This window comes from Hyphomicrobium sp. (genome assembly GCF_041659645.1).
In the GTDB taxonomy this organism is placed as follows: domain Bacteria; phylum Pseudomonadota; class Alphaproteobacteria; order Rhizobiales; family Hyphomicrobiaceae; genus Hyphomicrobium_B.
In genome coordinates this window covers 412092-436349 of record NZ_JBAZXX010000003.1, presented here as the reverse complement: position 1 = coordinate 436349, position 24258 = coordinate 412092, and the positions used below count along the sequence as shown (strand labels likewise).

The window sequence follows — 24258 nt, the reverse complement described above, 5'->3', positions numbered from 1 at the left end:
ATTTCACTAACCGTTTCCCGGTTTGCTGCGCCGGCTCGCTTGCAGACCGCGATTCGGCGCATGATAGTGTGTGCCGTGCGATCATCGATTTGGGGGACGGTCGCGGCGTGGATCAGTCGGAATGACGACAGCAGCGGCAATGAAGACGCAGCCATTGGCCGACCTTTTGGGCGCTTACCGGCGCCGGGAGGTATCGGGATATGACGAGCTTCTGGATGTCGGCGGCGCGGTTCGCGACCATTGGCAGCCATTGCTCGACGGATTGGCGGAACTCACCGAGGACGAACGCAAGCTCCGCGTCGGCCGCTTAACGCGACGTGTCCGCGAAACGGGCATCGCCTATGACATCTTCGCCGACCCCAACACCTCGGCGCAGCGCTGGGCGCTCGATCTTCTGCCTATCGTCATCTCGGCGAGTGAATGGCAGGGCTTGGAGAGCGCCCTCATTCAGCGTGCCCGCCTGTTCGATGCCCTTCTCAATGACGTCTACGGTCATCAGAATTTGCTGCGTCAGGGCATGGTCCCGGCCGAGCTTTTATTTTCCGATCCCGCTTATCTCGTGCCCTGCAACGGCATCTTGCCGAATGCGGGCGGCTTGATGTTCTACGCCGCCGATCTCGCCCGCGGCGACGACGGCAAATGGCGCGTGATCGATAATCACACCGAGACGCTGGCGGGCATCGGCTTCGCGCTCGCCAATCGGGTCGTTCATACCCACGTCGCCGGCGACATCTTCAAGGGCTGCAACGCCCGCCGTTTAGCGCCCTATTTCCAAGAGCTGCAAACGCGGTTGATGCTCCACAGCGGTCGGGAAAACGCGCGCGTCGCCCTGTTGACGCCAGGGCCGCATCATGAAGACTATTTCTCACACGCCTATCTCGCGCGCTACCTTGGCTATCTGATTGTCGAGGGGCACGACCTCAAGACCAGAAGCGGCCAAGTCTACCTGAAGACGCTCGAAGGCCTCAAAGAGATCGACCTGATTGTCCGCTGCATCAGCGGCAAATCGAGCGATCCTCTCGAACTCGACCCGACCGGCTTTATCGGCCCGTCGGGTTTGCTCAGGGTTTGCCGCAAGTCGCCGCACATCGTCGTCAATGCGATCGGCACGGCGCTCGCGCAGAACCGCGGCCTCGGACCGTATCTGCCGCAACTCGCGCGCCACGTCCTCGGCGAGGATCTCGAACTGTACGATGCGCCCCGCCGTTGGCTCGGCGACGCCGATGCCCGTCAGGAGCTTTTCGACAACCCGGAGCGCTTCACCATTCGCAAGGCCCAGGAGGGCACGGGCCGTCCGGGACAAGCCGCGCTCGGCTGGGAAGCGCGCGCCCTTTCCGGCCCCGAACGCGAAAAGATGAAACGCGACATCATCCTTCACGGCGCCACGCTCGTCGCCGAGGAGAAGATCGGCTTCAGCTCAGCGCCGGTCTACGGTGGCGAAGGCCTGACGCGCAAACCGTTCGCCGTCCGCGTATTCGTGTCGCGAACCGCTTCCGGCGGCTATCAGGTCATGCCGGGCGGTCTCGCGATGTGTGTCGCCCCCGATCGTGCCGTCGCGTTGAGTGCGCCCGACGGCGAGACGCGCGACGTTTGGGTGCTCGGCGCGGGCGAGCAGGAGCCCCACGTCAGTCTCTGGCGGCCGACATTGGCGACGGCTCGCGTCGAGAGATCGCAACGCGTCATTCAAAGCCGCGTCGCCGACGACCTCTTTTGGCTCGGCCGCTACAGCGAGCGTGCCGATTGGACCATGCGCGTGCTTCGTGGCGCGCTGCGCCGCGTCGAGGAAGACAGCGGCCCCGACACCGGCCGCCGCGCCGCTCGCAAGTGTCTTCAGGTTCTGATCGGCAAGGATCTGAGTTCCGTGACCGGCAGCCGCGAAACGCCGCACGACGACGAGATCGAGCGGCTCTGTACGCGCCTCATTACCAGCGGCCTCGGTTCGCGGACCCTCGAACGCACGCTCGACGGTCTCTATCGCGTCGCCCACCTAGTGCGTGATCGCCTCTCGCTCGAAGCCTGGCAGACGCTGAGCAAGTTCCGCCCGGGCGAGGCTTGGCGGCAGGCCTTGACCTCGGCGCACCCCGTCGAGATTTTGGATCTCCTCGATGAAGGCGTTGCGGCCGTTGCGGCATTCAACGGCTTCATGCACGAGAACATGACGAGGAACTTCGGTTGGTCGTTCCTCGATATGGGCCGCCGCATCGAACGCGCCCACAATCTCAGCGAAGCGATCCTCACGCTTTTCATTCCGGTCTCAGGTCCGGAAGAGACGTCGAGCAGCCTTCTTCTCCTGCTCGAACTCGCCGACAGTTTCATCACCTACCGGTCGCGGTATCGTCTCGATCCGATGCTCCCACTGGTTCTCGACCTGCTGCTGCTCGACGAAACGAACCCGCGCAGTCACGCCTATCAGCTTTCCGCGATCGCACGGCATCTCGAAAGCCTACCCGATTCCTATCAGGGCTCCGGACTTCCCGAAGACCGCCGTCTTATCCTCGCGCTTCTGACATCGATCCGCCTGGCGGACGTCGAGGCCATGGCGAAGGAAGAGAATGGCGCGACGCTGGAGCACCTGCTGAAGGATCAGCTCGATATGCTGCCCGAGCTTTCAAACGAAATTTCGCGGCACTACTTCAACGTCATGGATGAAGCCCCGCATCGCGCTCATACGAGGGTCGAACCTTCGATATGATTTTCGATATCACCCATAAAACCCAATATCGCTACCGCTCGACGGTCGTGCAGTCATTGCATCTCGTGCATATGTCGCCGCGCGCCATGCCGGGCCAAATCGTCCGCCACCACAGCTTACTCGTCGAGCCCGCGCCCGCGTCCCGGCAAGACGGCATCGATTCGTTCGGAAATCTCGATGTCATTCTCGATATTGAATCGCCGCACAAAGAACTGGTCCTGCTCGCGCGCAGCACGGTCGAGAAATTGCCGCCGCCGAAGTATAATCTCGTCGCGACGACCTCATGGGACGCTCTCGATTATAGCTTGCTACGAGCGGCAAGCGAGCGTGACGTCAACATCCTGCTGTTTCGCTGCGCGTCTCGCCTCACGACGCCGACATTGGAAATCGCGGATTACGCATCGCTGTCATTCGCGCCGTCGCGGCCCGTCCTCGATGGCGCTATGGATCTCGTAATGCGGATCTATAACGACTTCAAATTCGATCCTAAGGCGACCGACGTTTCTACGCCCGTAACGAAGGTTTTCGCCATGCGCCGCGGCGTCTGTCAGGATTTCGCGCATCTGGCGTTGGCATGCTTTCGCGCGCTGCGTATTCCCGCGCGCTATGTCAGCGGTTATCTCCATACCCGTCCGCCCGTCGGTCGTCCAAAGCTGCAAGGCGCGGACGCTTCGCACGCGTGGATCTCCGTTTGGTCGCCGGAATGCGGCTGGGTCGATTTCGACCCGACCAACGGCATCATCGTTCGTGACGAGCACGTCACAGTTGCCTATGGACGCGATTACGATGACGTCAGTCCGATCAGCGGCGTCCTCCGTGGCGGCGGCGAACATTCCGTTGACGTCGGCGTCGATGTCAACATGGTCGCCAATGCGGCCGCAGGCATGATCAACGGTCTCTAATCCGTTTTGATAGTTCCTTTTTTGTGCCCTCTTGAAAGGCTATCTCCCCGCCTGCATCTGTTCGCGAGCCGGTGAGGCAGCGCTTCGCGCGCAGGGTGGGACATCAATGTATATTCGCGACACATCTGAGGGCTACGGGTTCGTTTCGCGCCTTCTGCATTGGCTGATGGCCATCGCGATTTTTGCGATGTTCATCCTCGGCCTATGGATGGTCCGCCTCGACTACTATAGCCCGTATTACAATTCCGCTCCCGACATCCATCGCAGCGTTGGAATGATTCTACTGTTCGCGCTGCTTTGCCGCTTCTTGTGGCGCGCGTCCAATCCGAAGCCATCAGACGCCGAACTCTCGCCGCTCGAACGCAAAGCCTCGTTTGCCGTCCATTGGGGCTTTTACATTCTGCTGCTCGCGCTGATGATAAGCGGCTACCTGATCTCGACGCCCGACGGCGATCCGATCAGCGTCTTCGGTTGGTTCGACGTTCCCGCGCTCATTAAAATGCCGGGCCTCGAAACGCCAGCCGGCAACGTCCATCGCGTTCTCGCCTATGTCACGATCGCGCTTGCCGCCATCCATACGGCCGCCGCTTTGAAGCATCACGTCATCGACAAAAGCACGGTCCTGACCCGGATGTGGTCGGGGCCGCCGAATTCTTCACGCACCTCAGAAAAGGGAAATGACCAATGACGTTCAAATACGCGGCGTTCGCTGTATCGCTGGCAGCGGTCGCCATGTCGGCGCCGGCACTTGCGGCCGACTACAAGATCGATGCTGAAAATGCCCACGCATCGATCACCTTCCGCATCAAGCATCTTGGCTATAGCTGGCTGACGGGCCGCTTCGACAAGTTCGCCGGAACCTTCTCCTACGACGATAAGAACCCGGACGCGTCGAAAGTAAAAGTCGAGATCGATACGACAAGCGTCGATACCAACCTCGCGCTGCGCGACAAGCATCTACGCGGCGCCGACCTGCTCGACACGGACGCCTTTCCGAAGGCAACCTTCGAAAGCACCAGCATCAAATCTTCCAGCGACGGCAAGGCTGTCGTGACTGGCAACTTCACGCTGCATGGCGTGACGAAGGAAATTTCCTTCAACGCCGAGCACATCGGTGGCGGCAAGGACCCTTGGGGCGGATATCGCGATGGCTTTACTGGCGCGACGGAATTGACGCTCGCCGATTACGGCATCAAGCGTGATCTCGGACCGGCCGCCAAGGTCGTCGAATTGACGCTCAACATCGAAGGCGTCCGTCAGTAGTCCCAGTTCTTTCTAGATAATTCGTTACCAGCGAAGCACGGCGGCGCCGCCGGTCAAACCCGCGCCCGCCGCCGTCATCAACACGATGTCGCCGGGCGCGTAAGGCTTGCCGTCCGCTGTCGCCGACAACGTAAACGGAATGGTCGCGGCCGAGCTGTTGCCGAAGTTCTCAATCGTCGAGCGCAGCCGTTCCGCCGGAATATCAAGCTGATGCGCAATGGTTGTCATCATGCGCGCATTGGCTTGATGCGGAATGAGATCCGTGACGTCGGCGGCCACCATGCCCGCTTTTGTTAAAGCCCTTTCTGCGCTGTCTGTCATGATCGCGACGGCGCCTGTATAAACAGCCTTGCCGTCGTTCATAACCATCAAGACGTCTTTCGGGTCGCGGATTTGCGAAAACGGCAACCGGCTGCCGCCGCCCGGTATCGTAATGAGATCGTAGTGCTGCCCCTTGGCCGCGAGATGCGCGCCGATGATGCCCGCTTCGCTCCGCTCGGTCGGCGCGAGAAGCACAGCCCCCGCGGCATCCGCGAACAGAACGCTGCTGCCCCTGTCGCTTTCATTGATGCGCCGGGAGAGAATATTCGCTGCAATCACCAGAACCGGAATGCCCTGCGTGCGCACGAAGCTATCAGCGAGCGTCAGCGCATAAAGAAATCCCGCGCAGGCGCCGGCCATGTCGATAGCGCCCGCGCTCGCCAACCCAAGGCGATGCGCAACGAGAGGCGCCGACGGTGGCAGCAGGTGATCCGGAGTCGAGGTCGCGAGCAACAACAACCCGATATCGTCGCGTGAACGTCCGGCGCGCGCGAGCGCCATATCGCCAGCCTTCACCGCGATATCGGAAAGTGCTTCGCCATCGGCTGCATAGCGCCGCGCGTCGATGCCGGTGCGCCGCTTGATCCAGCCCGCTTCCAAGCCGAGACGCGCTTCGATCTCGCTGTTCGCTACGATTCGCTCCGGCGCATAGTGTCCATGTCCAATGATCGCGACACCGCTCATGCCATCACCTCGTCGACGGCGTCGCTCACGGCCCGGTACGCGAACGTCAGTTCATCTTTAGTCGTGCAATAGGGCGGCATGACGTAAATCGTGGAACCGAGAGGGCGAAGCAGAACGCCGCGTTCGAGCAATCGGGCGCGCAATTTCAAAGCAACATCGGCAAGATAACCGGGCGGAACTTCGGCAAGCTCAAACGCCGTGATCGTGCCGAGCTGGCGAAGGTTCGTGAAACGCGGATCGGTCTCAAGCTCGTTGAGGCAGAGTGCCTGGCTTTGCGAAAGCGCCAGAATGCGTTCGATGACGGGTTCCGTTTGCCAGATTTCGAGGTTCGCCGCCGCCGCCGCGCACGCAATCGGATTGGCCGTGTAGGAGCTTGAATGGAAGAACGTCCGCGCCCGATCCGTCGAAAAGTGTGCGTCATAGATTGGCGAGATGCACAGCGTCACCGCGAGCGGCAACGATCCGCCCGTCAAGCCTTTCGCCACGCACAGAATATCGGGCGAAATTCCTGCCTGCTCGCACGCGAACACGGTGCCCGTTCGTCCGAAGCACGTCATCACTTCGTCGGCGATGAAAAGTACGTCGTGCGCTTTACAGATCCGACGCATCTCCCGCAACGTGTCCGCATCGTAGATAAGCATACCGCCCGCGCCCAGAATGAGCGGCTCACAAATGAAGGCCGCCACGTCGCCCCTGCGGCACGCGATTTCGAGCGCGTCGAACGTCGGCTGTGCGTGATGCGGCTTTGGATAGGGAATACGTCCGACCTCGAATAGCAGCGGTTCATAGGCGGCATTGAACACGCCGCGCGCGCCCGCGGACATAGTGCCGATCGTGTCGCCGTGATAGCCATGCTCAAGCGCGAGAATGCGCGTGCGCGCCTTGCCGATATTCTTCCAGTAGCCGAGCGCCATTTTGAGCGCGACCTCAACCGACGTCGATCCGCTGTCGGAAAAGAAGACATGCGAAAGTCCGCGCGGCGCGATTTTCATCAAGCCTGTCGCGACGGCCTCGGCGGGTTCGTGCGTGAAGCCCGCGAAGATGATCTGATCGAGAGTGGCGGCTTGCTTTTCGATTGCCGCAATGATCTTCGGATGCCGGTGTCCGTGCGTGATGACCCACCATGACGACACGCCGTCGAAAATCCGCTGTCCGTCAGAAGCTTCCAGCCACGCGCCGTCGGCTCCTCGGATGCTGCGCATCGACGGCTCAAGCGCGTGCTGCGTGAAGGGATGCCAGATCGGCGACGACGTCATGGTCCGACGGCCCCGATATCGAGAAGGTCGGCAATCGAAAAATTTTCAGCGAACGCTCGTTGCAGGCTGTCGCTGTCGACCGACGCCATGCGCGGAAGCCGGCCGAGCCGCCGGACACCGCCGAATGAAACGATCGTCCGTTCGCTGTCTTCGTTGGCGTCGCCAATGAACGCGACGCCGAGTATAGGGATCGCGCGGCGCTTCAGAGCTTCGATCGAAAGCAGCGAATGGTTGATCGTACCGAGGCGCGTCGACGCGCAGAGGACGACGGGCAGCCGCCACTGGGCCAGCAAATCGATCTGCAAGAGGCGGCGCGTCAGCGGCACCATGAGGCCGCCGGCCGTCTCGACGACGAGGGGCGTCGGTAAGCCGAACGGCGACAGTTTGCGGACATCGATTTCAATTCCGTCGACCTCGGCTGCGAAGTGCGGCGATGCCGGAGCATTGAGGCGATAGACTTCCGGCAGGATCCGCGAGTCCGCGAGGTCCGTGACGCGGCTGACGACGTCGGAATCCGTTTCGCCCGCAAGGCCCGCCTGGACGGGCTTCCAATAGTAGCCGTCGAGAGAGTTCGCCAAAGCAGCCGAAAAAACGGTCTTGCCGATATCGGTATCGGTGCCAGCCACGACGATGCGGATCGTCATGCTGCATTCTCCGCTTCTGCCGCCGCAAGATCGTCGATGAGGCGCGTGATTTGGGCCTCGTCGACGTTGAGCGTAATCGTCAGTCGAAGCCGCGACGTGCCCTCGGGCACGGTCGGCGGGCGGATCGCGCGGATATCGTAGCCCCGCGTCTTCATCGTGGCGGCAAGCGACACCGCCGCGCCGTCGCTGCCGACAATCAGCGGCTGAATTTGCGAACCCGACGGCGCAAAGCGTGTCTTCGCCGTAAGTTCGCGCTCGGCAAATGCAACGAGCCTAAGCAACCTCTCCCGCCTCTGCGGCGCGTCCCGGCAAATCTCGATCGCTGTCCGTACCGCCGCCGCCATGAGCGGTGACGGCGCCGTCGCGTAGATGAAGGCACGCCCGCGATTGATGAGAAAATCGCGCATCGTGCGCGGCCCGATCACGAGCGCGCCCATCGCGCCCAGAGCTTTGCCGCAGGTGTGAACCGTGATGACGTTCTCGCGGCCTTCGAGGTCTGCAGCAAGGCCGCGCCCATCGGGACCGAGCACGCCCGTCGCGTGCGCTTCATCGACGATTAGCATCGCGTCGTGGCGATTCGCAATCTCGGCAAGCTCAGCGATTGGCGCACGATCACCATCCATGCTGTAGAGGCTCTCGACCACGATCCAAGGTTGCCCGACGCCGCCGGATGTCCGCCACGCCGAGACCGCATCGTCGACGCTCTGCGCGTCGTTATGGCGAACCGCTTTGGTGTCCGCTTTCGAGAGCCGCATGCCTTCGTGTGCGCTGGCGTGGATCAACTCGTCGTAAACGACGAGATCGCCGCGCAACGGCAACGTCGAAAGCAGCGCCGTATTGGCGATGAAGCCGCCGCCGAAATAGAGCGCGGTTTCGCCGCCGAAAAACGCCGCCGCCTCGCGCTCCAGCATTTCGTGTTCGGGATGGTTGCCACGCAGCAGGCGCGATCCTCCGGCCCCGACCGGAACTCCTCGCGCGATTGCAGCCTCGACGGCGTCGCCGAGCTCGCGCGATTGCGCAAGCCCCAGATAATCGTTCGACGTGAAATCAAGTCCGTGCGCCGTCTCGAGCGCCCTCAGGCGCCCACGGCGGGAGAGGGCGTCGAGCGCGCGCTCATGATTGCCTGGCATCCTGATGTCCCGCGCAACTCGCGGGCTCGCGCTCCGGAGGCTGGCTGCTATCGAGTTCGAGCGCCGCAAGACCGAGCTTCGAGAAAAGCTTGCCGTCTTTGTCTTCGCCCGGATTGTCGGCGGTCAGCAGCGTCTCGCCGACGAAGATCGAGTTGGCGCCGGCAAAGAAGCACAGCGCCTGCATTTCGTCGCTCATGTCCGTGCGTCCGGCGGAGAGGCGAACGAACGACTTCGGCATCATGATGCGTGCTACCGCAATCGTGCGCACGAAGTCGATGGGGTCGATCCGCTCGGTATTTTCAAGCGGTGTGCCCGGAATGGCGATCAGCATATTGATCGGCACGCTCTCGGGATGCTCGTCGAGATTGGCGAGCGTCACGAGCATGTCGACGCGGTCCTGGCGTTCTTCGCCCATGCCGACGATGCCGCCTGAGCAGACCTTCATCCCGGCATCGCGAACGCGCGACAGCGTGTCGAGCCGGTCGGCATACGTGCGCGTCGTGATGACCTTGCTGTAATAGGCCTCCGACGTATCGACGTTGTGATTGTAGTAGTCGAGGCCCGCGTCACGCAGCTTGAAGATGTCATCGTCCGAAAGCATCCCAAGCGTCATGCACGTTTCCATGCCGAGTGCCTTGACGCCTTCGACCATCGCGACGACCACGTCCATGTCGCGCTGCTTCGGGCTTCGCCATGCGGCGCCCATGCAATAACGCGTCGCGCCCGCTGCTTTCGCTTTCTTCGCCTCCGAGAGAACGCGCTCGACTTCCATCAGCTTCGACGCTTTGAGACCGGTATTGTGGTGCGCCGACTGGCTGCAGTAGCCGCAGTCTTCCGCGCAGCCGCCCGTCTTAATTGACAGCAGGCGGCTCATCTGGACTTTGTTGGGATCGAATGACGTCCGGTGCACGCTTTGAGCACGAAAGAGCAAATCCATGAACGGAAGCTCGTAAAGCGCCAGAGCTTCTTCGCCCGTCCAGTCGTGGCGGATGGCGGGACCCACACGGTTGGCGGTGCGAACGGACGGCTCAAGTCGGGCAACGGTCGAGGTCATGTAAAAGTCTGACTCCGCTAGGGGTACAGAATGTACTACCGAGTAAGGTACGGATTGTACCAGCGGATCATGTTTGCACCGCTTCCGCCCCGTCTCGCAACCGCCAAAATGCCTCCTTGATCGGCCAGAGGCGCCGAAAAACGGTAGGACAGAAGCAGGTTAGTTAAGATCTTCGGGAAGGACGGGCAGAAGACCGAACGGCACGCCGTCCTCAGCCAGCTCTCGCGCCTCCTCAAGCGTGGAGCTGCCGCGAATTTCGCGTTCTTCAGTCTCTCCGAAGTGCATCTTCCGCGCCTCTTCGGCGAAACGCGGCCCGACGTCTTCCGAACTCTCTATGATTTTCTGCGTAAACGCCCGTAGGGCCTCGCGCACGGCAACACCTTCCGCGCCACCACCCGGCACCGGCGCGGGGACACGAGGCGCTGCTGGTGCCGCCGCTGTCCCGGAGGACGGCCGCTCGGTCTCCAATTGCGCGCGCTTGGTGACGACGGATGGCGCCATCGGCTGTTTCACGACATCAATGGAGCCGCAAATAGGGCAAGCAATCTCGCCTGCTCGCGCTTGCGCATCGAAATCCGCGCTGGCGCGAAACCAGCTTTCGAATTCGTGCCCGGACGCACACCCAAGAAGATATTTGATCACTGCTCGTGTACCAGAAATGGCGATTTCGAAGGGCTCGCCACGACAACATCGAAATCCCGGTCGTGCATCAAGGAAGGAATTTTCCGCCGCACCTGATCCGCGTAAGCGGCATCGATATCAGCAATGACAACCTGGGGATCGACTCCGGCTTCCGCAAGAACCTCACCCCACGGCGAGATGATTAGGCTATGGCCGTATGTTTCGCGGCCGTTCTCGTGCCGGCCGCCCTGCCCGGCCGCCAGAATGAACGCGCACGTCTCGATGGCGCGCGCCTTCAGCAGTGTATGCCAGTGCGCTTCGCCTGTGGTGCGGGTGAAAGCCGCCGGGCCGGTGATGAACTTAGCGCCGGCTTTCGCAAGCGCGCGATGCAGGGCCGGAAAGCGCAAATCATAGCAAATCGTGAGGCCGAGCCGACCCCATGGCAATTCCGCGACCATTGCCGTCGGCCCCGCCTGATAGTTCACACTCTCGCTATAGGATTCCCCGCCACCGAGATCGACGTCGAACATATGGATCTTGTCGTAGCGCGCTGCGATTCCGCCATCGGGTGCGATGAGGTACGAACGGTTCGCAAGTCGCCGCTCTCCGACCTTCACGGCCATCGAGCCGATATGTAGCCAGATCCCACGTTTGCGGGCGGCATCCGTAAAAGCCGCGAGCGCCGGATTGCCGTCCTCCGGCTTCGTCTCGGCCATCAGACGATCCTGCTCAAGCTCCATCAGCGTTGTGCATTCGGGCGTCTGGACGTACTCGGCGCCTTTGTCGGCCGCCTCATTGATGAGCGAAACCGCGTCGGCGACATTGCGCTCGACATCGCGGCAAGCCCGCATCTGAACGAGCGCCGCGCGAAACGTCGTCTTGGAACGGGAAGACACCTCAGGATGCCGTCAGCAGCGGGTCGAGGCGGCCTGAACGCTCAAGATCCAAAAGGTCATCGCAGCCGCCGATGTGCGTATCTCCGATCCAAATCTGGGGAACCGTTCGCTTGCCGCCGGAGCGCGAGATCAATTCAGCGCGCAGATCATTGCGGCCGGTCAGGTCAATCTCTTCGAATGCAGCGCCTTTCCGGCGCAGCAAATCCTTCGCCATATGGCAGTAGCAGCAATTCCCAGCCGTGTAGACCATCACCTTCTGCATTGATCGGCGCCTCTCAACACGCCCCTGGAATATTTCGAATCTAAAGGTACCTCGTTCGCGAGGTCATGCAACCTTGCTTTGCAGATTTGCGCCGCTGTGCCGCGGCTTTGTCACGCCCTTTGCAGTCTCAGGAATATCGTTCTGAAACAATGGCGAGCGTAAGGACATCAACTCGCCTCGCGCCAGCACGTTTGAGGGCCATTGCGGCGGCCGACGCCGTCGCGCCGCTCGTGATCACATCATCGACCAGAAGTATGGCTTTTCCCGAGATATTCGGCAATTCGTTCGAAGGAACACGGAAAACGCCCGCCACATTTCTGAGGCGCTGCGCGCGCGTCAGGCCAACCTGATGCCCCGTCGACCGGCTGCGGATGAGAGCGAAGGGATTAACCGGCTTCCCAGCCCGCCGCCCGGCTTCCGCCGCCAGCAGCTGCGCTTGGTTGAACCGGCGCGAAAGCAGGCGCCATCGCGCCAATGGCACAGGAACGAGCACATCGGCGTCCGCCAGCAGGTCTTCGCCCGCGACCGCCATCCAGCGCCCGAAAAGGCGCCGGGCGTTATGGCTGTCGTGAAATTTGAAGCCATGGATCAGCACGCGCATCAGTCCGTCGAAACGGGCGACGGCGCGTGCCCGGTCGTAATCGGGTGGGTCCGCGATGGCTGCTGCCGACAGCATAGGACCGCCGGTATCGACCGACAGCGGCACTCCGAGCCGGTCGCATAGCGGCGGCCGGATGAACGCGATCTGCCGCCAGCAAGCCGGACAAAGCGCATCGTGGTCCATGATCCGGGTTTGGCAACCGAGGCAGAGCGGCGGCAATAGAACGTCGAGGGCGGCTCGCCGGAGCCGGTCGAGAGACCGAAGCCGCGCCCGGAACCCGGATCTACCGCTGGCTTCGTCAGGCTCCTCGTGCGCAACCGTGATACTGTTCGACATTGCGCAATTCTAGCCCAACGCGCTAACGCGGGCGAGAGGAACCGGGCCGCCCTTTCAACATGCCTCGCGGAAACAGAACCGATGGCCATCGCGCCGCAGATTTTCGATCGCAAATTGCTCCGCGCCCGCCGCGATCGCATCGCCACGAAGAGCGCCGGGCAACCGTTGCCTGATTTTTTGCTGGAGCGCGTCGCTGAAGAGTTTTCTGAACGGCTGGTCTTCGTACGCCGGGAGTTTCCGGTGGCGGTAAGCCTCGGGGCGTATCATGGGCTTTTAGCGGCCCGGCTTCGAATGCTACCGTCCATCGGCCGCGTCATCGATGTCGAACCGTCCTATGCCGCGCTGCCGAGCGGCGGGGAAAGCAAGGTCGTCGCGGAGGAAGAGGCACTTCCCTTCGCGGCTGCAAGCCTGGACCTTGTCGTCTCCGGGCTGTCGCTCCAATTCGTCAACGACTTGCCCGGCGCGCTCATTCAGATCAATCGAGCCTTGAAGCCGGACGGCCTGTTTCTCGGCGCCATGTTTGGCGGTGAAACGCTGAAAGAACTGCGCGAAGCCTGGATTTTGGCCGAGGATGAGCTTGCAGGCGGCGCGTCTCCGCGTGTCGCGCCCTTCGCCGATGTCCGCGAACTCGGCCGCCTTCTCCAGCGGGCTGGCTTCGCGCTGCCTGTCGCCGACAACGATATTATCGAGGTGACGTACGCGTCGCCCCTCGCACTGATGCAGGAATTGAAGGCCATGGCCGCCAGCAATCCGCTGATTGAGCGCCGCCGCACGCCGGTGACGCGAGGCCTGCTGCTCCGCGCCGCCGAGATCTATCAAGATCGCTTCGGACGTCCCGGTGGCCGTATCCCCGCGACGTTCGAAATCGTCACGCTGACGGGATGGGCGCCGCACGAAAGCCAGCAGAAGCCGCTGCAACCCGGTTCGGCCGAGACTAGCCTGGCCGCTGTCCTGAAACCTCGATCAAAAGGTCCCGCAGCCACGGAATGAGAGGCTCGTCGGCGGGCGGCATCGAATAGCGGCTGAGATCGATCCCGCGCACCCATTTGACCGCCTGTCCCTCGCGAGGGCGGATCTCGCCGTCCCAGGTGCGGCAGAGATAAAGCGGCATCAAAAGGTGGAACTTTTCGTAGGCATGGCTCGCGAAGTTGAACGGCGCAAGGCATGCCCGGCAAAGCTCGATGTCGAGTTCTTCCTTGAGTTCGCGGCACAGCGCGTCTTCCGGCGTTTCCCCAGATTCCACCTTGCCGCCGGGAAATTCCCAGAGACCGGCCATGGATTTGCCCTCCGGTCGCTGCGCGATCAGCACGCGATTGTCGACGTCGATGAGGGCGACGGCCGCGACGAGCAGCAGCGGCTTCGTCATGCCCGTCGCCGCAGGAGGTAGGCGGTTTCTTCGAGCCGGGTAACGCCGCGCTTCTTGAGGTTGTCGCTCTCCGCGAGCCCATCGCGGTCTTCAAGCACGTCGATATCGAAAAGCGGGGCGTAAAGCTCGCGGATCTCGCTCTGGGGAACAGCGAACGGCGGCCCCTTGATCTCGCCCTCTGGGTAATCGATGGCGATCAGAAGAATTTGTGCTTCCGACGGCAGCACGCTTGCAAGCTTCTCGGCGTATCGCGGCCGCATCTCTGGCGGCAAGGCGATCGTCGCCGCCCGGTCGTAGCAGGCGGCGACGCCGGAAAGCGTGTCGGGCGGCAGAGCGAAGAAATCGCCCTGATAGATTTTGAATGGCCCAGCCTCGAAAACCTGGAACGGCCCGCTTCGTGTGACCGTCGGCGAAAGCCCGGATTCCTCGAAGAAATCGCGGACCGCCAACTCCGACAGCTCCGCGCCGATCACCTCGTGCCCCTGCCCCGCGAGCCAGGCCATGTCGCGCGATTTGCCCGCGAGCGGCACGAAGACGGCGCTTCCCTTCGCCAGACCCAAGCCCGGCCAGAACGCCTGCAACTGCGCGTGAATGTGCGGCTGATGAAAGCCGATTTCCCCGCGCTGCCAGCGCGTCTGCCAAAAGCTCTGATCCATGATGTGGCTTTCGATTAGCTCCGGTAATCGGCGTTGATCGAAACGTACTCGTGCGTCAGGTCGCATGTCCACACGCGTGCGGCGGCCTTGCCGACGCCGACATCGATGCGAATGACGATCTCGCGGTTCTTCATATAAGCCGCCGCGGTCTTTTCGTCGTAATCCGCCGCCCGTTCGCCGTCTTTCGCCACGCAATGCGGACCAAACCAGATCGAAAGCTTGTCGCGATCCGCGGCTTCGCCCGATTTGCCGACAGCCATCACGACGCGACCCCAGTTCGGGTCTTCCCCCGCAATCGCGGTCTTGAGGATCGGAGAGTTGGCGCAGGCGAGCGCGATCGTCCGTGCCGCAGGCCAAGACTTCGCGCCCTCAACCTCGAACGTCACGAACTTCGACAAGCCTTCGCCGTCCTTCGCCACTTGGATCGCGAGATCCCGCATCAGGTCGTGGAGGGCTTCAGAGAACGCCTGCAGCTTTTTCGACGTCGCCTTGGTGACGAGTTTTTGGCCCCGCGCCTCGGCCGCGCCGGTCGCGAAAATGAGACAGGTGTCGCTTGTCGACGTATCGCCGTCGACAGTCATGCAATTGAAGGTCGTCTCGGCGTGCTCGGCCAGCAAGTCCTGCAACGCTTCGGACGATATCGCCGCATCCGTGAACATGAAACACAGCATTGTCGCCATGTCCGGCGCGATCATGCCCGCGCCCTTGCAGAATCCGTTGATCGTCACCTCGACGTCGCCGATGAGCGCGGTGCGCGTTGCGAGCTTGGGATAGGTGTCGGTGGTCATGATCGCCCGGGCCGCCTGCTCAAAAGCGTCAGGCTTGGCGCGCTTTGCGAGGCCGCCGAGAAGGTGCGCGAACTTTTCCGCGTCCAGCGGCTCACCGATGACGCCCGTCGACGCGACAAACACCTCGTGCGGCTTGCACGCGACCGCGTCGACTGCGTGCGCGACTGTGATGTCGACGGCTTCCGCTCCCTTCTTGCCGGTGAAGGCGTTGGCGTTGCCGGAATTGACCACAAGGGCCCGTGCAGCGCCCTTTTTGAGATGCTTGCGGCAGGCGAGAACCGGCGCCGATGCTGTTTTCGATTGCGTCAGGACGCCGGCAACAGAAGTTCCCGCGTCGAGCACGGCGAGCAGCAGATCGGTGCGCTTCTTGTAACGAATGCCGGCTTCGGCGGTCGCGAACGCAACGCCCTCGATCACAGGCAAATTTGCAAGAGTTTGGGGCGCGAACGGGGAAACGCTCGGGGCTTTGCCCATGGGGAACCTCCGGATTGGACGGGAGCATCTGTCCGACGAATTAGGCTTTGGCTCGGCGAGGAAATGCGGCGAACACAAAAACCAAGGACGTCCGATCCGCTTCCTTTGGATCGGACGCCCTGGAGGCTCCGTGAAACAGATCAGACTGCCATAATCAAGCGGCCGGCCTGTAATCTTTTGGATGTCCGCGATTTTGGGACGAACGAAGCGGTTTAGGGCTTCGGCGCGTCCTTCGGAGCGTCTTTTGGCGCTTCTGCCGGGGCCGACTGCGTCTGCTTATCGATCATGGCTTTGCGGTCGTCGATCGCCTTCTTGATCTCGGGGTCGACGATATCGATCTTCGAATTCGACCGCAGCGAAACGGCGGTCTGCTGGGCTTTCCGGAGCAGCAGCGACTGCATGATGCGATCCTTGACCAACTCGAACGCTGGGGCGCCTTTGACGCGACGGTCCTCAAGCTGAACGATGTGCCAGCCGAACTGCGTCTTCAACGGCGCGGAAATCTCGCCCTTCTTCAGCTTGAAGACGACCTCTTCGAATTGAGGCACCATCTGCCCATGTCCGAAGAAACCAAGGTTACCGCCGTCGTCCTTCGAGCCCGGATCCTTCGAGAATTCTTTGGCAAGCTGGGCGAAATCAGCACCCTTATCGAGTTTTTCTTTCAGGTCCTTGGCTTGTGCTTCAGTTTCGACAAGAATATGCCGCGCCGATACTTCTTCTTCTGGCTTCAAAAGCTTGACCTGATCATCATAGATCTTCCGCGCCTCGGCGTCTGAGACGGATGCCTTGATGACTTTCTCGAAATAGAGCTCTCTCAGCGCCCGCCGCTTCAGATAATTGAGGCGCGTCTCGAAGGTCGCTCCTTCGTTCAGCTTCTCTTTTTCTGCAGCCTCGGCAAAAAGTTGGTTGTCGATGAGAAATTCGAGCAGCGACGTGCGCTTTTGAGCGGCAGGCATCGTTCCCATGTCCTGGCCAATTTCGCTCTCGGCGACGGCCAGATCGCCCTCCGTGATTGGCTTTCCGTCGATCGTCGCGATGACTTTATCTTCGGCAAAGGCCGTAAATGGCAGAGCTGCGCCTGCGAGCGCGAATGTCAGGACGGCGAGGGCGATGCGCTTCATCAGCGTTGGGCTCCGCATTGGGTTGAGGTCCGAAAAAGGGCCGTCTCGTTATTCGTTTAGGCAAGACAGCGCTGCCGCGCGGGGGCGGCGAACGAGCGCGCCTCGATAGCGGCCCAGCGGCCGAAAACCAAGTTAATTCTTGGCCACCGCCGCAAAATCGCCATCCTCAACTATCGAGTACAGAACATTGACAGTCAGGGGTGTGAGTTCTTATGTCTCCGGCTAATCGGATCGGGCCTTCCCGCCAGTTTCGACCGTGAAATTAGCAGCGAGGGAGCGTTCAAGCAGGCGTGGCGAGGGGCCTCCTTGCCGCGTGTTTTTTGCTGAACGCTGCCCGCGATTGAAAATGAGCCAGCCGCATAGCTTCGCGGCCAACACGAATTTTGTAGGGACGGAACTTAAAGATGCTCTCGTTCGGTGGTCTCGCTTCGAAAATCTTCGGCTCTTCCAACGAGCGGAGGGTCAAGGGCTTTCGTTCGCGGGTCGCTGCGATCAACGCCCTTGAAGGCGAACTGCAGATCCTCTCCGACGAAGAACTGCGCGCCCGCACCGGGATGTTCCGCAAGCAGCTCGAAGAAGGCGCCACTCTCGACGATCTGTTGGTTCCGGCATTCGCGACCGTCCGCGAAGCCGCCAAGCGCACGCTCGGTCAGCGCCATTTCGATGTGCAGCTGATCGGCGGCATGGTGCTTCATCAGGGCGACATCGCCGAAATGAAGACCGGCGAAGGCAAAACCCTTGTCGCCACGCTTCCAGTTTATCTCAATGCTCTGAAGGGCGGCGTTCACGTCGTCACCGTAAACGACTACCTCGCCAAGCGCGACGCCGACTGGATGGGCCAAGTCTATCGCTTCCTCGGCCTGACCACCGGCTGCATCATCCACGATATGTCGGATGAAGATCGCAAGGCCGCCTACGCCGGCGACGTGACCTACGCCACCAATAACGAACTCGGGTTCGATTATCTTCGCGACAACATGAAGATGGACTATTCGGAGATGGTTCAGCGCGGCCATGCCTACGCCATCGTCGACGAAGTCGACTCGATCCTGATCGATGAGGCCCGCACCCCGCTCATCATCTCCGGCCCGCTCGACGACCGCGCCGACCTTTACCTGTCGATCGACGTGTTGATGAAGGACCTCGCTCCCGAAGACTTCGAACTCGACGAAAAACAGCGACAGGTTTCTTTCACGGAAGCCGGCAACGAAAAGATGGAGCGTGTGCTCGAAGCCGCGGGGCTTCTCAAGGGCACCCTCTACGACATCGACAACGTCACGATCGTCCACCACCTGACGCAGGCGCTGAAAGCGCATAAGCTTTTCCAGCTCGACAAGGATTACATCGTCAAAGGCGGTCAGGTCGTCATCATCGACGAATTCACTGGCCGCATGATGCCCGGCCGCCGCTATTCGGAAGGCCTGCATCAGGCGCTCGAAGCCAAGGAGCACGTCGAGGTTCAGCCTGAGAACCAGACGCTGGCGTCGATCACCTTCCAGAACTATTTCCGCCTCTACAAGAAGCTCGCCGGCATGACCGGTACGGCCATGACCGAAGCCAGCGAGTTCTTGGATATTTACGGCCTCGAAGTCATCGAGATCCCGACCAATCTTCCCGTCAGCCGTCTCGACGAGGACGACGAGATCTACCGAACGCAGCGCGAGAAACTCGCCGCGATTGTCCAGTCCATTGCCGAAGCCAAGAGCCGCGGACAGCCCATCCTTGTCGGCACCACGTCGATTGAAAAGTCCGAGCAGCTCTCCGAGCTTCTGAAGGACAAGAAGTATCTGAAAGACCTTGCCCGCCAGCTCGACGAGCAGGCCGCGGCTCTCAAGCCTGGCAAGGAAGACGAGCTTCGCAAGCATTTGACCGACATGGCCGCGTTGCTGACGAAGTTCGCCAACGACGCCAAGGGCAACGACTACGCGATTCCGCACCAGGTCCTGAACGCTCGCTACCACGAGCAGGAAGCCAACATCGTTGCGCAGGCCGGCCAGCCCGGCGCCGTGACGATCGCCACAAATATGGCCGGCCGCGGCACCGACATTCAGCTTGGCGGCAACTCCGAGTTCCGTTTGCGCGATTGGATCGCCGACGAGACCGCGAAGGGAACGCCGCCCGACGAGTCCGCAATCTCGGCGAAGCGCGTCGAACTCGTCGCCGACGTTGCCGACAAAAAGAAGAAGGCGCTCGAGGCCGGCGGCCTCTACGTTCTCGCGACCGAACGCCACGAAAGCCGCCGCATCGATAACCAGCTTCGCGGCCGATCCGGCCGTCAGGGCGATCCGGGCCGTTCCAAATTCTATCTCGCACTCGACGACGATTTGATGCGCATCTTCGGCTCGCAGCGCATGGATAAGGTGCTGCAGACGCTCGGCCTCAAGGAAGGCGAGGCGATCACGCATCCTTGGATGAACAAATCGCTCGAAACCGCGCAGAAGAAGGTCGAGCAGCGCAACTTTGAAATGCGTAAGCAGATCTTGAAGTACGATGACGTGATGAATGACCAGCGCAAGGTCATCTTCGAGCAGCGTCTCGACATCATGGGTCAGGAAGATGTCTCTGAGACGGTCGTCGATCTGCGCAACGAGCTGATCGACGAATTCGTCACACGCTTCATCCCGCCGGCGGCCTACGCCGAACAGTGGAATATCAAGGGCCTCACTGAGCAGATGAACAGCATCTTCGACGTCGACCTGCCGATCGAGGCATGGGCCGCCGAAGAAGGTATCGCCGACGAAGAGATCCGCGAGCGCATCAAGACCGCTGTCGATGCCAAGGTCGAAGCCAAGATCGAGCTGCTTGGTCCCGAGCTTTACCGCCAGATCGAGAAAATGGTGCTGATCCAAACACTCGACCACCTCTGGCGCGAGCATCTCGTCACGCTCGAACACTTGCGACAGGTGATCGGCTTCCGCGCCTACGGCCAGCGGGATCCGCTGAATGAATACAAGTCGGAAGCCTTCATCCTGTTCGAGAACATGCTGGGCCGCCTCCGCGAGAACGTCACAGGCCAGATGATGCACGTCGAGTTGGCGCCGCCCGAAGACCAGCCCATGCTTCAGCCGATCAACCTGCCGCCGATGGAAGCCCATCACGTGGACGCGTCGACGGGTTATGAAGATTTCGTCGAGCGTGATCCTGAGATGGCGATGGCCGACGCCGCGATTGCGGGTGCTCGCGCCCGTCGCGATATGGGGCCTGAGCCCGAGAAGCGTGCGCCGCTGCAAAGCCGCCGCTCCGACGGCGCCGTCGACCCGAACGATCCTGCTACGTGGGGGCGCGTCTCGCGCAACGCTCTCTGTCCTTGCGGCTCGGGCAAGAAGTACAAACACTGCCACGGCAAGATGGATTGACGCGCGACGATCGCTTGAGCGCGAAGGCCTGATCGGCCTTTGCCGCGCGGAACGACCGGTCGCGAAACTAGGAGCCTTTCAAGCTCTGCGACATCCGCTGTCGCAGATAGTGTCTGAGGCCCCGCCGGTACTTTTTTACGCGCCATTTTATTACGGCAAAATCTATCCGCGGGGATTCAAGCAGCCCATCGAGCAAATATTTATTCGTGAATAGATGCCCGGCCAAGCCTGAAAATCCCGATGCCCGCCCCTCTGTAACATTTGCAAAAAAAAGCTTTTGGGATTTACCGAGCGCAATCAGATCAACGATCGTATCGATGTTCGACTTTTTGCGATCTCCGTAAATATGAAGAGGCTTTCCTCCCAAATCCGGGATTTCGCTTGAAGTCAAAATCTCTGAAGAGCGGAAGAAGTTTCTGGCGTATTCGATCACGGCGGCATCGTCGCTGCATACCAGCAATCGCTTCCCCGAAACCTCGGGCACGATCTTGGAAAAAAAGTCTTTGTAGTTGGTTTTCAAATCTGTGTTTCGTACGTGGACAGCGTAATATTTTCCATCGAATTGGCGCACGCGATCGAGGACCATCGGGCGAATTTTCGGAGATAGACGCAATTTATCCATGAGCCCAAAAGAAAGACTGCCGCCGCCCCACTGTTCATAGGCCAGAACGTCCTCCTGATAGTTTTTCGAAAAATCGAAGTCTGGCAGTGCGAGATTGGTTATCGGTTTCAAACGCGGCGTCGCCTTCAAGCGCACGTCGAGGCGGTGAAGCTGACCGCGAATTTCCGTGGGGAAACAGGCAAGCTCATTGAGGAATTCCAGATCATCTTCGCTGGCGTCGAAAATAACATTCGGAGCCTTGTCCTTTGGCTCGAAAAAGTTGGAAAAGTGATCGCGGAGTTCCGATTTGCGTGTGTCGATGATCAAAGTGCGATCGAATTTTTCTGCGTAGCGCCAGCACTCTCCTATTCGGCAAAGAACGTCATTTAATCCGCCTCTCGGGCGGCAAAGCAAAAATCTTCTGCTTTGCGATGCTCTCAGGATCGAAGTTCTGCTTGCTGCATTCATAGAGCGCGGTTCCCCAGAAACGGCGCGAGGACGGCTAAGCACCTATACAAGAGAACTTCCCGGCCGCGCCGCTCAGTGCGCGTCAGTTTTGGAGATAACCTTCGCGGGCGCTTCGTTTGCCTCGCCGTGGCCGCCACCGGCAATACGGTCAGAAAGCGCAAGAAGAACGCTCGAAGCGACAAACACCAGATGGATGATGACGAGCCACATCAGCTCTTTTTCGCGCTCCGGCGTAACGGTGCCGAGCGACATGAATTGCCGCAGAAGTTGCACGGCGGAAATCGCGACGATCGACGACAGCATCTTGAGCTTCAGCGCCGAGAAGTCGATCGTGCCCATCCAATCCGGGCGATCGTCGTGGTTCGAGTGATCCATCCGCGAGACGAAGTTTTCATATCCCGAGAAGATCACGATAATCAGCAGCGAGCCAGTCAGCGTCAAATCGATCAACGTGAGAATGCCGAGGATCACATCCGATTCCGTTGAAACGAACGCCCCCTGCGCCACATGCAGGAGTTCCATCAAAAACTTGATCAGAAGAACGAAGAGGGAGATCGCGAGCCCAAAATAAAACGGCGCGAGCAGCCAGCGGGAGCTGAAAAGCATATTCTCCATAAAAGTTTCGAAGCGCTTCATAGCGGTCTTCTCGGCCATTCGGTTGTTCCTCGCTCCGCGATTTGAATCTGGTCTCATACAACGTACTGGCGACGCATAATGGCGCGCCGCCAAGATTATATGGCCCTTATAAGGGCCAAGTAAGTCTCTCGATTAAAACGCGCAAGACGCTTAACGAACGAGCGGCCAAGAGAACATCGGCGGCGGCGTATCGCTTTCAAGGCTGGTTTGGATTTGCGGAATGGGTGCCGCCTTTGCATCCGCCGCTTGCGTTGCGAGTTTCGGCAGTACCATGCTCGGGGGCGGCACGTTATCGAGCCACTGGTCCTGCTCGCGGATCGACGCCAGTGTCGGGCCGCAGACGTCGAGCGGACCCGGTAGCGCTCCAGCCGGCCCTTCATTGAAGACATAGCGGCCGCTGCACACGCCGATCATCGGCGGCCGTTTGGTCTGCTCGAACAGGTCGTAGCCTTCCTTCAGGTTGTTCCAGAACGGTTTCCATGGCGAAGCGTTCTGCGCGATCATGTTTTCGTTCGTCATGCGGAAGGGCAGAATTTGGACCGGCACGAGGTCTTCGCCGGCGTCGATCGCAGCCAGGGTCAACTGATGAATTTCTTCCGACACCGGGTTCGTCATCGCGAAGCAACCGATCGATGAGCATCCGCCGTGAATGAGGATGTCTGAGCCCGTCCGCGCCTGCGATTGATCGAGGATGTTCGGATAGCCGACATCGATGGAGATCGGCCACCGCCCGACGTGGCGGGCTTGCGTGCGCGAGACGGTATAGAATCCTTCCGGCGCTTGCCGGTCGCCGTCACGAAGCTTGGGGCCGAGCGTCCCCGACCAATGGCAGATCGGGTAGGTCGCGAACAGAACGAAGGCGCCGTCCTTTGCCGTCTGTTTCCAGATTTCGAGTTCGGATTCCGCTTTGAAGATCCGGATCAGGATCGGTGACGCAAGCGTGACGCTCTTTTCGCGCAGTCGCTCCTGAAGGACAGCGACGTTGGGAGTGCCCGGCAGCGGCAACGCGCCCGTCGCGGCCGCACGCTGACGCTCGACGCGATCCGGCGCGACGTCTTTCAGCTCGATCGTCAGCGCGTGCGCACGCTCGACGGCGACGAGACTGAGGATCATCGCCGCGACAAGCCTGAGACGCGATAAATCGAACGACAGCATGGATTTGCGACCGAGATCCTAACTCTTCCGCGACGGCAGCATTATCGCCGGTAAAGCGCAATTCTAAGTGACTTTTTGCCAACACTCAGAGGGATAAGTGAGATTTTGGACAGCTAGCTTTTCGCAGCTTCGCCTGTGCACTTGTCGTCTATCGAATCGGCTCCTGTCGAGCCCTTATCGCCGGGCGCGAATTGGTACCGGCCCTTGCAGGTGCTGATCTTCGGCGGCAGCCCGCTCGCCTCGAACAGGTCGCTGCCCTCTTTCAGGTTTTTCCAGAAGCCGATGTTTGGACTAGCGGCGTAGTTCGCCATGCGATCGGGCGTCATCCGGAACGGGTAGACCTGCACCTGAAATCGGGTCTGCGCGCCCCCCTGAAGCGTCGCCGTGACGAGCTGCCAGATCTCGCGCATCTGCGCGTTCGTCATGGCAAAGCAGCCGATCGACGCGCAGCCGCCATGGACCATGATGAGTGAACCCGTCCGTCCAAGCGCGCGGTCGAAGGCGTTCGGATAGCCGAGATTGAACGAGCGATACCAGCGGCTGTTGGGATTGAGCGCCGTGGAGTCGACCGTATAAAATCCTTCCGGCGCCTGACCGTCGCCTTCCCTTTCCTTCGGACCGATGCGTCCCGACCATCGGCAGACCGCGTACGTCGCGAACCGGCGGAAAACACCATCCCGCTGCATCCAAAGTTCAAGTTCGAATTCGCTCTTGAAGATCCGGATCAGGATTGGTGATCCTTCTTTCACGCCTGCGTCCGCGAGGCGCTCGGGCAAGCGGTCGAGATCGGGCTCTCCCGGCATCGGCAGCCCGAAGCTCCAGCGCATCAGTCGCTGGCTACGCTCGTATTTGATCAGAGCCCTGTCGCCGTCCGGAAATTTCGGCAGCCACATCGGCATGGTGAGGAACGCCGCCGCGCCTGCGGCCAGCAACACGACGATGGCCAGCAACGCTCTCATGGCAGAACATCTTTTG

General features: G+C 60.8%; 23 protein-coding genes. 6 read left to right on the top strand and 17 right to left on the bottom strand.

Annotation, left to right across the window (positions count from 1 at the left end):
- Positions 1-121: 121 nt before the first annotated feature.
- From WC811_RS11945 to WC811_RS11930, 4 genes are all read left to right on the top strand, one after another.
- Entirely contained in the window at positions 122-2692 is a 2571-nt protein-coding gene (locus tag WC811_RS11945; protein ID WP_372644744.1) for a circularly permuted type 2 ATP-grasp protein, read from the top strand.
- Positions 2689-3594 carry a transglutaminase domain-containing protein gene (locus WC811_RS11940; RefSeq protein WP_372644742.1) on the top strand — a complete coding sequence of 302 codons (906 nt, stop codon included), beginning with the start codon at positions 2689-2691 and terminating at the stop codon, positions 3592-3594. Before WC811_RS11945 ends, WC811_RS11940 begins: the two co-directional genes overlap by 4 nt.
- Before the next feature lie 106 nt (positions 3595-3700).
- Positions 3701-4282 (top strand): cytochrome b, encoded by a 582-nt coding sequence (locus WC811_RS11935; protein ID WP_372644740.1) that lies wholly within the window; start codon positions 3701-3703, stop codon positions 4280-4282.
- On the top strand, positions 4279-4857 hold the full coding sequence (locus tag WC811_RS11930) for a YceI family protein (protein WP_372644738.1): 579 nt from the start codon (positions 4279-4281) through the stop codon (positions 4855-4857). The genes WC811_RS11935 and WC811_RS11930 overlap by 4 nt, the downstream gene beginning before the upstream one ends.
- Before the next feature lie 24 nt (positions 4858-4881).
- Here the strand turns inward: WC811_RS11930 and WC811_RS11925 are convergent, their stop codons facing one another.
- The 9 genes from WC811_RS11925 to WC811_RS11885 form a co-directional block, all read right to left on the bottom strand.
- Positions 4882-5862, bottom strand: a complete 981-nt coding sequence (locus WC811_RS11925; RefSeq protein WP_372644736.1) for a beta-ketoacyl-ACP synthase III — start codon at positions 5860-5862, stop codon at positions 4882-4884.
- On the bottom strand, positions 5859-7118 hold the full coding sequence (locus WC811_RS11920; protein WP_372644734.1) for an adenosylmethionine--8-amino-7-oxononanoate transaminase: 1260 nt from the start codon (positions 7116-7118) through the stop codon (positions 5859-5861). The genes WC811_RS11925 and WC811_RS11920 overlap by 4 nt, the downstream gene beginning before the upstream one ends.
- Entirely contained in the window at positions 7115-7762 is a 648-nt protein-coding gene (gene bioD, locus WC811_RS11915; protein ID WP_372644732.1) for a dethiobiotin synthase, read from the bottom strand. The genes WC811_RS11920 and bioD overlap by 4 nt, the downstream gene beginning before the upstream one ends.
- Positions 7759-8892, bottom strand: a complete 1134-nt coding sequence (locus WC811_RS11910) for an 8-amino-7-oxononanoate synthase (RefSeq protein WP_372644730.1) — start codon at positions 8890-8892, stop codon at positions 7759-7761. Before WC811_RS11910 ends, bioD begins: the two co-directional genes overlap by 4 nt.
- Positions 8876-9946: a biotin synthase BioB gene (gene bioB / locus WC811_RS11905; protein ID WP_372644728.1), complete on the bottom strand. Its 1071-nt coding sequence runs from the start codon at positions 9944-9946 to the stop codon at positions 8876-8878. Before bioB ends, WC811_RS11910 begins: the two co-directional genes overlap by 17 nt.
- Before the next feature lie 159 nt (positions 9947-10105).
- The gene (locus WC811_RS11900; protein WP_372644726.1) at positions 10106-10588 is read right to left on the bottom strand and encodes a DUF1178 family protein; all 483 of its coding nucleotides are present in this window, start codon (positions 10586-10588) and stop codon (positions 10106-10108) included.
- Positions 10585-11463: a carbon-nitrogen hydrolase family protein gene (locus tag WC811_RS11895; RefSeq protein WP_372644724.1), complete on the bottom strand. Its 879-nt coding sequence runs from the start codon at positions 11461-11463 to the stop codon at positions 10585-10587. The genes WC811_RS11900 and WC811_RS11895 overlap by 4 nt, the downstream gene beginning before the upstream one ends.
- A gap of 1 nt (position 11464) precedes the next feature.
- A complete protein-coding gene (grxC, locus tag WC811_RS11890; protein ID WP_372644722.1) occupies positions 11465-11725 on the bottom strand; it encodes a glutaredoxin 3 in 261 nt (86 codons plus the stop codon).
- A gap of 127 nt (positions 11726-11852) precedes the next feature.
- Positions 11853-12662 (bottom strand): ComF family protein, encoded by an 810-nt coding sequence (locus WC811_RS11885; RefSeq protein ID WP_372644720.1) that lies wholly within the window; start codon positions 12660-12662, stop codon positions 11853-11855.
- An 81-nt stretch (positions 12663-12743) separates the two neighbouring features.
- Between WC811_RS11885 and WC811_RS11880 the strand changes: the two genes are divergently transcribed.
- Complete coding sequence (locus tag WC811_RS11880) at positions 12744-13652, top strand: methyltransferase domain-containing protein (protein WP_372644718.1); 909 nt, start codon at positions 12744-12746, stop codon at positions 13650-13652.
- On the opposite strand, the gene mutT is transcribed toward WC811_RS11880, so the two are convergent.
- The 4 genes from mutT to WC811_RS11860 all read right to left on the bottom strand — a co-directional run bounded on the left by mutT (position 13597) and on the right by WC811_RS11860 (position 17067).
- Positions 13597-14028 (bottom strand): 8-oxo-dGTP diphosphatase MutT, encoded by a 432-nt coding sequence (mutT, locus tag WC811_RS11875; protein ID WP_372644716.1) that lies wholly within the window; start codon positions 14026-14028, stop codon positions 13597-13599. The genes WC811_RS11880 and mutT overlap by 56 nt on opposite strands.
- On the bottom strand, positions 14025-14684 hold the full coding sequence (locus WC811_RS11870) for a thiopurine S-methyltransferase (RefSeq protein WP_372644714.1): 660 nt from the start codon (positions 14682-14684) through the stop codon (positions 14025-14027). The genes mutT and WC811_RS11870 overlap by 4 nt, the downstream gene beginning before the upstream one ends.
- 14 nt (positions 14685-14698) lie before the next feature.
- Positions 14699-15946, bottom strand: coding sequence for a bifunctional glutamate N-acetyltransferase/amino-acid acetyltransferase ArgJ (gene argJ, locus WC811_RS11865; RefSeq protein WP_372644712.1), 1248 nt, complete (start codon positions 15944-15946; stop codon positions 14699-14701).
- 212 nt (positions 15947-16158) lie between these two features.
- Positions 16159-17067 (bottom strand): peptidylprolyl isomerase, encoded by a 909-nt coding sequence (locus WC811_RS11860; RefSeq protein WP_372644710.1) that lies wholly within the window; start codon positions 17065-17067, stop codon positions 16159-16161.
- Between the two features lie 404 nt (positions 17068-17471).
- On the opposite strand from WC811_RS11860, the gene secA reads away from it, so the two are divergent.
- Positions 17472-20423: a preprotein translocase subunit SecA gene (gene secA, locus WC811_RS11855; RefSeq protein WP_372644708.1), complete on the top strand. Its 2952-nt coding sequence runs from the start codon at positions 17472-17474 to the stop codon at positions 20421-20423.
- Between the two features lie 67 nt (positions 20424-20490).
- Here secA and WC811_RS11850 read toward each other — a convergent pair whose 3' ends face one another.
- From WC811_RS11850 to WC811_RS11835, 4 genes are all read right to left on the bottom strand, one after another.
- Entirely contained in the window at positions 20491-21492 is a 1002-nt protein-coding gene (locus WC811_RS11850) for a hypothetical protein (RefSeq protein WP_372644706.1), read from the bottom strand.
- A gap of 72 nt (positions 21493-21564) precedes the next feature.
- Positions 21565-22146, bottom strand: a complete 582-nt coding sequence (locus WC811_RS11845) for a TIGR00645 family protein (RefSeq protein WP_372644704.1) — start codon at positions 22144-22146, stop codon at positions 21565-21567.
- 132 nt (positions 22147-22278) lie between these two features.
- Positions 22279-23283, bottom strand: coding sequence for a murein L,D-transpeptidase family protein (locus WC811_RS11840; RefSeq protein WP_372644702.1), 1005 nt, complete (start codon positions 23281-23283; stop codon positions 22279-22281).
- A gap of 113 nt (positions 23284-23396) precedes the next feature.
- Positions 23397-24242, bottom strand: a complete 846-nt coding sequence (locus tag WC811_RS11835; protein ID WP_372644700.1) for a L,D-transpeptidase family protein — start codon at positions 24240-24242, stop codon at positions 23397-23399.
- Positions 24243-24258: the final 16 nt, after the last annotated feature.